This is a genomic window from Streptomyces sp. NPDC101219 (assembly GCF_044767675.1).
Lineage (GTDB): Bacteria > Actinomycetota > Actinomycetes > Streptomycetales > Streptomycetaceae > Streptomyces.
In genome coordinates this window covers 344810-353035 of the sequence record NZ_JBIWOK010000006.1, presented here as the reverse complement: position 1 = coordinate 353035, position 8226 = coordinate 344810, and the positions used below count along the sequence as shown (strand labels likewise).

Here is an 8226-nt window from a genome sequence, read left to right as displayed (position 1 = left end):
GGGCCTCACACGCGTCGTCCTCGATGGTCGTGGTGGGCTGGCGTTATCTTCGGACCTTTTGTTTTTTGTTTGTTGGGGTGGGGGGGGGGGGGGGGCACCCCCCCCCCCCGCCCCTCACGTGTGCCGCGACCGGCCGCTCAGCCCTCGGTGAGGCTCGCCACCAGTTCGTCCGCCGCGCGGTACGGGTCCAGCTCGCCGGCGCCGACGCGCTCCGCCAGGGAGCCCAGACGGCGGTCGCCGTGCAGATCGCCGATGCGCTCCCGCAGGGCCGTGACCGCGATGGTCTCGACCTCGCGGGCGGCCCGGGCCAGCCGGCGCTCGGCCAGAACGCCCCGCTCCTCCATCCACGCGCGGTGCTTCTCCAGCGCCTCGACCACCTCGTCGACGCCTTCGGCCCGCGAGGCGACGGTCTTGACGATCGGCGGACGCCAGTCGCCGGGCTTGCGGGCCTCGCCCAGGCCCAGCATGTGGTTCAGCTCCCGGGCGGTGGCGTCCGCGCCGTCCCGGTCGGCCTTGTTGACCACGTAGACGTCGCCGATCTCCAGGATCCCGGCCTTCGCCGCCTGGATGCCGTCGCCCATGCCGGGGGCCAGCAGCACCACCGAGGTGTCGGCCTGGGAGGCGATCTCCACCTCCGACTGGCCGACCCCGACCGTCTCCACCAGGACGACGTCGCAGCCCGCCGCGTCCAGCACGCGGATGGCCTGCGGCGCGGCCCAGGCGAGGCCGCCCAGGTGGCCTCGGGTGGCCATGGAGCGGATGTAGACGCCCGGGTCGGAGGCGTGCTCCGACATCCGGACGCGGTCACCGAGCAGGGCGCCCCCGGAGAACGGCGAGGAGGGGTCGACGGCCAGGACACCGACCCGCCGGCCCTGTTTGCGGTACGCGGTGACCAGCGCCGAGGTGGAGGTCGACTTGCCGACGCCGGGCGAGCCGGTGAGGCCGACCACGTAGGCGTTGCCGGTCAGCGGGGCCAGCGCCGCCATGACCTCCCTGAGCTGCGGGGACGCCCCCTCCACCAGGGAGATCAGCCGGGCCACGGCCCGGGGCCTGCCCTCCCTGGCCTGGGCCACCAGAGTGGAGACGTCCTGCATCACAGCTCCGTTCGCGAAAGACGACCTGCAACCACTTTCCCCGGCTCAGGCCCCGGGTACCCGCACGATCAGCGCGTCACCCTGGCCGCCGCCGCCGCACAGCGCCGCCGCGCCGACCCCGCCGCCGCGCCGCTTCAGCTCCAGCGCCAGGTGCAGCACCAGCCGCGCCCCGGACATCCCGATCGGGTGACCCAGCGCGATGGCACCACCGTTGACGTTCACCTTTTCCGTGGACACGCCGAGGTCCTTCATTGACTGCACGGCGACGGCGGCGAACGCCTCGTTGATCTCGATGAGGTCGAGGTCGGACACCTCCAGGCCCTCCTTCTTGAGGGCGTGGCGGATCGCGTTGGACGGCTGCGACTGCAGCGAGTTGTCGGGGCCGGCCACATTGCCGTGGGCGCCGATCTCGGCGATCCACTCCAGGCCGAGCTCCTGCGCCTTGGCCTTGCTCATCACGACGACGGCCGCGGCACCGTCCGAGATCTGCGAGGAGGAGCCGGCGGTGATGGTGCCGTCCTTGGCGAAGGCCGGGCGCAGCTTGCCGAGGGACTCGGCGGTGGTGTCGCCGCGGATGCCCTCGTCCTTGCTGAACAGCACCGGGTCGCCCTTGCGCTGCGGGATCTCCACCGGGGTGATCTCGGCGTCGAAGACGCCGTTCTTCTGGGCGGCGGCGGCGCGCTGGTGGGACAGAGCGGCGATCTCGTCCTGCTCGGGGCGGGCGATGCCGAGGCGGGTGTTGTGCTTCTCCGTGGACTCGCCCATGGCGATGTTCTCGAAGGAGTCGGTCAGGCCGTCGTGGGCCATCGCGTCGATCATCTGGACCGCACCGTACTTGAAGCCCTCGCGGGACTTCGGCAGCAGGTGGGGGGCGTTGGTCATGGACTCCTGGCCGCCCGCGACGACCACGTCGAACTCACCGGCGCGGATCAGCTGGTCGGCCAGCGCGATGGCGTCGAGGCCGGAGAGGCACACCTTGTTGATGGTGAGCGCGGGCACGTTCATCGGGATGCCGGCCTTGACGGCCGCCTGGCGTGCCGGGATCTGCCCCGCCCCGGCCTGGAGCACCTGGCCCATGATCACGTACTGGACCTGGTCGCCGCCGATCCCCGCACGGTCGAGGGCGGCCTTGATCGCGAAGCCTCCGAGGTCGGCTCCGGAGAAGGACTTCAGCGAGCCGAGCAGCCGCCCCATGGGGGTGCGGGCGCCCGCGACGATGACGGACGTCGTGCCGTTCGGTGCGGAAGATGCAGAAGACATGAGCGGCGATCCCCTTACCGGCCTGCACAGCCGAGGAGTGAACGAGGGTTTACTTCGAATGTACTGAGGCGCGGCCGACCGCGTCATCGGGCTTACGGTGTGATCGCGCGCACGTTGCGTAACCACGCGCGGGGCGCTCCACTGAATCCATGCTGACGCGAATCGACCACATCGGGATCGCCTGCTTCGACCTGGACCGGACCGTCGAGTTCTACCGGGCCACCTACGGCTTCGAGGTGTTCCACTCGGAGGTCAACGAGGAGCAGGGCGTGCGCGAGGCCATGCTCAAGATCAACGACACCTCGGACGGCGGTGCCTCCTACCTCCAGCTGCTGGAGCCGACCCGGGAGGACTCCACCGTCGCCAAGTGGCTCGCGAAGAACGGCGAGGGCGTCCACCACATCGCTTTCGGTACGGCGGATGTGGACGCGGACGCGGCCGACATCAAGGACAAGGGCGTACGCGTTCTGTACGAAGAGCCCCGGCGCGGCTCCATGGGGTCACGCATCACCTTCCTGCACCCCAAGGACTGCCATGGCGTACTGACAGAACTGGTCACTTCGGCACCAGTTGAGTCACCTGAGCACTGACCCACGTACATAAGGGCCGGTAGGGTTGGGTGCGGTCGCCGCTCGATCCAGGGTGACCAGGTCCTGCCGTCGAGCACGTCAGGACCACCGGGGTCCGGGTTTCGGGGGGAGAGCGCCGGGGCAGCAGCCCATGCTCCCCCAATGATCTGACACCATTCCCCGGGGGCCCCGTCCGGCGGATGGACGGGGCTCGGCCAGACTTGCGACCAGGGGACGGATGGGACCGCGCAGTGCGGGGCTACGAGAGCCAGGAGCGAGAGCCGGCGGCTGACGTCGACCACCTCTCTCGGTTCGAAGCCGAGATGAAACGGCTCAAGACCGAGCGGGAAAAGGCGATCCAGCACGCCGATGACCTCGGCTACCAGGTCGAGGTGCTGCGCGCCAAGCTGCACGAGGCGCGGCGCACCATCATGTCCCGCCCCGCCTACGACGGCGGTGACATCGGCTATCAGGCGGAGCAGCTGCTGCGCAATGCGCAGGTCCAGGCCGACCAGCTGCGCGCCGACGCCGAGCGGGAGCTGAGCCAGGCCCGCGCGCAGACCCAGCGCATCCTCCAGGAGCACGCGGAGCAGGCGGCCCGGCTCCAGGCGGAGCTGCACCAGGAGGCGGTGACCCGGCGCCAGCAGCTCGACCAGGAGCTGGCGGAGCGCCGCCAGACCGTCGAGTCCCACGTCAACGAGAACGTGGCGTGGGCCGAGCAGCTGCGCGCCCGCACCGAGCAGCAGGCCCGCCGGCTGCTGGAGGAATCCCGCGCCGAGGCCGACCAGGCGATGGCGGCCGCCCGCGCCGAGGCGGAGCGGCTGACCACCGAGGCCCGCCAGCGGCTGCAGAGCGAGGCCGAGGCGGCCCGCGCGGAGGCCGAACAGCTGCTGCGCCGCGCCCGCGCGGACGCCGAACGGCTGCTGAACGCCGCGTCCACCCAGGCGCAGGAGGCCACCGACCACGCCGAGCAGCTGCGGACGTCGACCGCCTCCGAGTCGGAGTCGGCGCGCCGTGAGGCGCAGGAGCTGGCCAAGGCCGCCGAGGAGCGGATGACCGAGGCCGAGGCCGCGCTGCGCGAGGCGCGGAGCGAGGCCGAGAAGGTGCTCGCCGAGGCCAAGGAATCGGCCGCCAAGGCGCTCAGCTCCGCCGAGGCCGCCAACGAGACCCGTACCCGCACCGCCAAGGAGCAGGTCGCCCGGCTGGTCAGCGAGGCGACCAAGGAGGCGGAGGCCACCAAGGCGGAGGCCGAGCAGCTCCGTGCGGACGCCCGCGCCGAGGCCGAGAAGATCGTCGCCGAGGCGGCCGAGAAGGCCAGGACGCTGACCGCGGAGGAGTCCGCGACCCAGCTGTCCAAGGCCGCCCGGACCGCCGAGGACGTGCTGAACAAGGCGTCCGAGGAGGCCAAGAAGACCACCCGGGCCGCCGCCGAGGAGGCCGAGCGGATCCGCAAGGAGGCCGAGGCCGAGGCGGACCGGCTGCGCGCCGAGGCGCAGGACATCTCCGAGCAGCTCAAGGGTGCGGCCAAGGACGACACCAAGGAGTACCGCGCCAAGACGGTCGAGCTGCAGGAGGAGGCCCGCCGGCTGCGCGGCGAGGCCGAGCAGCTGCGCGCCGACGCGGTCGCCGAGGGCGAGAAGATCCGCGCGGAGGCCCGCAAGGAGGCCGTGGCGCAGATCGAGGAGGCGGCGAAGTCCGCCGAGGAGCTCCTGGCCAAGGCGAAGGCGGACGCCGACGAGCTGCGCTCCACCGCGCAGACGGACAGCGAGAAGGTCCGCACCGAGGCCATCGAGCGCGCCACCACGCTGCGCCGGCAGGCCGAGGAGACGCTGGAGCGCACCCGCAAGGAGGCCGAGCGGCACCGCGCGGAGGCGGTCGAGCAGGCCGAGGCGCTCACGGCGGACGCCGAGCGTGCCGCGCGCGAGCTGCGCGAGGAGGCCGACCGGGCCGTCGCGGCCCGGCACGCGGAGGCCGCCGAGGACCTGAAGCGGCTGCGCACGGAGGCCGAGGAGCGGCTCGCCGCCGCCGAGGAGGCACTGAGCGACGCCCGCGAGGAGGCGGCCCGGATCCGCCGGGAGGCGGCCGAGGAGGGCGAGCGGCTGCGGTCGGAGGCCGCCGAACGGATCCGCGCGCTCCAGCAGCAGGCGGAGACGGAGGCCGAGCGGCTGCGCGACGAGGCCGCCTCGGACGCGTCGGCGTCCCGCGCGGAGGGCGAGGCGGTCGCCCTGCGGCTGCGGTCGGAGGCCGCGGCGGAGGCGGAGCGGCTGAAGACCGAGGCGCAGGAGAGCGCCGACCGGATGCGGGCCGAGGCGCAGGCCGCGGCCGAGCGGCTGGCCACCGAGGCGTCGGAGACGCTGGCCGCCGCGCAGGAGGAGGCGGCCCGCCGCCGCCGGGAGGCCGAGGAACTCCTGGGCGCCGCCCGCGAGGAGGCCGGCCGGGAGCGGGAGCGGGCGCGCGAGCAGAGCGAGGAGCTGCTCGCCTCGGCGCGCACGCGCGTGGAGGAGGCGCAGGCCGAGGCCGTGCGCCTGGTCGAGGAGGCGGACCGGCGCGCCACGGAGATGGTGTCGGCCGCCGAGCAGCACGCCCAGCAGGTGCGGGACTCCGTGGCCGGGCTGCACGAGCAGGCGCAGGAGGAGATCACCGGGCTGCGCAGCGCCGCCGAGCACGCGGCGGAGCGCACCCGGCGGGAGGCCGGGGAGGAGGCCGACCGGGTCCGCTCCGACGCCTACGCGGAGCGGGAGCGGGCGAGCGAGGACGCCGGACGGCTGCGCCAGGAGGCCCGGGAGGAGACCGAGGCCGCCAAGTCGCTCGCCGAGCGGACGGTGTCCGAGGCCATCACCGAGGCGGACCGCATCCGGGCCGAGGTCGCCGACCACGCCCAGCGGGTGCGCACCGAGGCGTCGGACGCCATCGCCGAGGCGGAGCAGAGCGCCTCGCGCACCCGGGCGGAGGCCCGGGAGGACGCCAACCGCATCCGTTCGGAGGCGGCGACGCAGGCGGACACCCTCATCACCGAGGCGCGCAACGAGGCGGAGAAGCTCACCGCCGACACCATCACGGAGACCGACCGGCTGCGCACGGAGACGGTCGCCGAGGCGGAGCGGGTGCGGGCCGAGTCGGTCGCCAAGGCGGAGAAGCTCATCGCGGATGCGACGGGCGACGCGGAGCGGCTGCGGGCGGAGGCTGCCGAGACGGTCGGTTCGGCGCAGCAGCACGCGGAGCGGCTGCGGGCGGAGGCGGAGCAGACCCGGGCCGACGCCGAGGCGGCGGCCGAGCGGCTGGTGGCGTCCGCGCGCCAGGAGGCCGAGCGGGCGCTGGACGAGGCGCGCAAGGAGGCCAACCGGAAGCGCTCGGAGGCCGCCGAGCAGGTCGACACGCTCATCACGGAGACCACCGCGGAGGCGGACAAGCTGCTGACGGAGGCTCAGCAGCAGGCGCAGAAGACGACGGCCGAGGCGGAGGCCCAGGCCGACACGATGGTCGGCGCGGCCCGCAGCGAGGCCGAGCGGCTGGTCTCCGAGGCCACCGTCGAGGGCAACTCGCTGGTGGAGAAGGCCCGTACGGACGCCGACGAGCTGCTCGCCGGGACACGGCGGGACGCGACGCAGATAAGGGAGCGGGCCGAGGAGCTCCGCGACCGCATCACCGGCGAGATCGAGGAGCTGCACGAGCGGGCCCGGCGGGAGGCGGCCGAGACGATGAAGTCGACCGGTGACCGGTGCGACGCGCTCATCAAGGCCGCCGAGGAGCAGCTGGCCAAGGCCGAGGCGAAGGCCAAGGAGATCGTCTCGGAGGCGAACTCGGAGGCCGGCAAGGTGCGCATCGCCGCCGTGAAGAAGGCCGAGGGCCTGCTGAAGGAGGCCGAGCAGAAGAAGGCCGCGCTGGTCAAGGAGGCCGAGGAACTGAAGGCCGAGGCGATCCGCGAGGCGCGGCGCACCGTCGAGGAGGGCAAGCGGGAGCTGGAGGTCCTGGTGCGGCGCCGCGAGGACATCAACGCCGAGATCTCCCGCGTGCAGGACGTCCTGGAGGCCCTGGAGTCCTTCGAGGCGCCGGGCGGCGGCAAGGACAACGGTGTGAAGGCGGCGGCCGCCGCGGGCGCCCGGTCCGGCGCCAAGTCGTCCGACTCCTAGCCACCGGACAGTCGGACCGCCGCCGGACCACCGTCAAACCGGGCAAACCCCTCCCGCCGGAGGGGTTCTGCCCATGGCTTTGGCAAGCCTTCCGACCGTCAGCCACTCAAAAGGGGTGTCATTCTCCGTATCAAACGTGCATCCGCTCGATGACACACCGCTTCGGCGCCTAGGATTCCCCCTATCACCTCACCGGTCTCATTCGACAGGAACCCCATGAGCGACACTTCCCCCTACGGCTTCGAGCTTGTGCGGCGTGGATACGACCGCGCTCAGGTGGACGAACGTATCTCCAAGCTCGTCTCCGACCGTGACAGCGCTCTCGCCCGCATCACCGCTCTGGAAAAGCGCATCGAGGAGCTCCACCTCGAGACCCAGAACGCCCAGGCCCAGGTCAACGACGCCGAGCCGTCGTACGCCGGTCTCGGCGCCCGGGTCGAGAAGATCCTGCGCCTCGCCGAGGAAGAGGCGAAGGACCTGCGCGAGGAGGCCCGCCGCGCCGCCGAGCAGCACCGCGAGCTCGCCGAGTCGGCCGCCCAGCAGGTCCGCAACGACGCCGAGTCGTACGCGGCCGAGCGCAAGGCCAAGGCCGAGGACGAGGGCGTCCGGATCGTCGAGAAGGCCCAGGGCGAGGCGTCCCAGCTGCGTACCGAGGCGCAGAAGGACGCGCAGTCCAAGCGCGAGGAGGCCGACGCCCTCTTCGAGGAGACCCGCGCCAAGGCCGCGCAGGCCGCCGCCGACTTCGAGACGAATCTCGCCAAGCGCCGCGAGCAGTCCGAGCGGGACCTGGCGTCCCGTCAGGCCAAGGCCGAGAAGCGTCTCGCCGAGATCGAGCACCGCGCGGAGCAGCTGCGGCTGGAGGCCGAGAAGCTGCGCACCGACGCCGAGCGCCGGGCCCGCCAGACGGTGGAGACCGCGCAGCGCCAGGCCGAGGACATCGTGGCGGACGCCAACGCCAAGGCCGACCGGATCCGTTCGGAATCCGAGCGCGAGCTCGCCGCTCTGACCAACCGTCGCGACTCCATCAACGCCCAGCTGACCAACGTCCGCGAGATGCTGGCGACGCTCACGGGTGCCGCGGTGGCCGCGACGGGCGCGCCCGCCACGGAGGACGAGCCGATCTCCCGCGGGGTGCCGGCCCAGCAGTCCCGGTAACAGACCGGTACACAACGG

The 8226-nt window shown here is 72.9% G+C and carries 5 protein-coding genes; 3 read left to right on the top strand and 2 right to left on the bottom strand.

What is annotated here, in order from left to right; translation table 11 throughout:
* Window positions 1–137 precede the first annotated feature (137 nt).
* Entirely contained in the window at window positions 138–1094 is a 957-nt protein-coding gene (gene meaB, locus ACIRPP_RS14620; RefSeq protein WP_403641885.1) for a methylmalonyl Co-A mutase-associated GTPase MeaB, read from the bottom strand.
* 45 nt (window positions 1095–1139) lie between these two features.
* Window positions 1140–2354, bottom strand: a complete 1215-nt coding sequence (locus tag ACIRPP_RS14615; RefSeq protein ID WP_164335148.1) for an acetyl-CoA C-acetyltransferase — start codon at window positions 2352–2354, stop codon at window positions 1140–1142.
* Between the two features lie 149 nt (window positions 2355–2503).
* Between ACIRPP_RS14615 and mce the strand changes: the two genes are divergently transcribed.
* The 3 genes from mce (at window position 2504) to ACIRPP_RS14600 (ending at window position 8208) form a co-directional block, all read left to right on the top strand.
* On the top strand, window positions 2504–2944 hold the full coding sequence (gene mce, locus ACIRPP_RS14610) for a methylmalonyl-CoA epimerase (protein WP_164335145.1): 441 nt from the start codon (window positions 2504–2506) through the stop codon (window positions 2942–2944).
* Window positions 2945–3174: 230 nt separating this feature from the next.
* Window positions 3175–7053, top strand: a complete 3879-nt coding sequence (scy, locus tag ACIRPP_RS14605) for a polarized growth protein Scy (RefSeq protein WP_403641881.1) — start codon at window positions 3175–3177, stop codon at window positions 7051–7053.
* Between the two features lie 216 nt (window positions 7054–7269).
* Window positions 7270–8208: a cellulose-binding protein gene (locus ACIRPP_RS14600; protein WP_164338878.1), complete on the top strand. Its 939-nt coding sequence runs from the start codon at window positions 7270–7272 to the stop codon at window positions 8206–8208.
* Window positions 8209–8226: the final 18 nt, after the last annotated feature.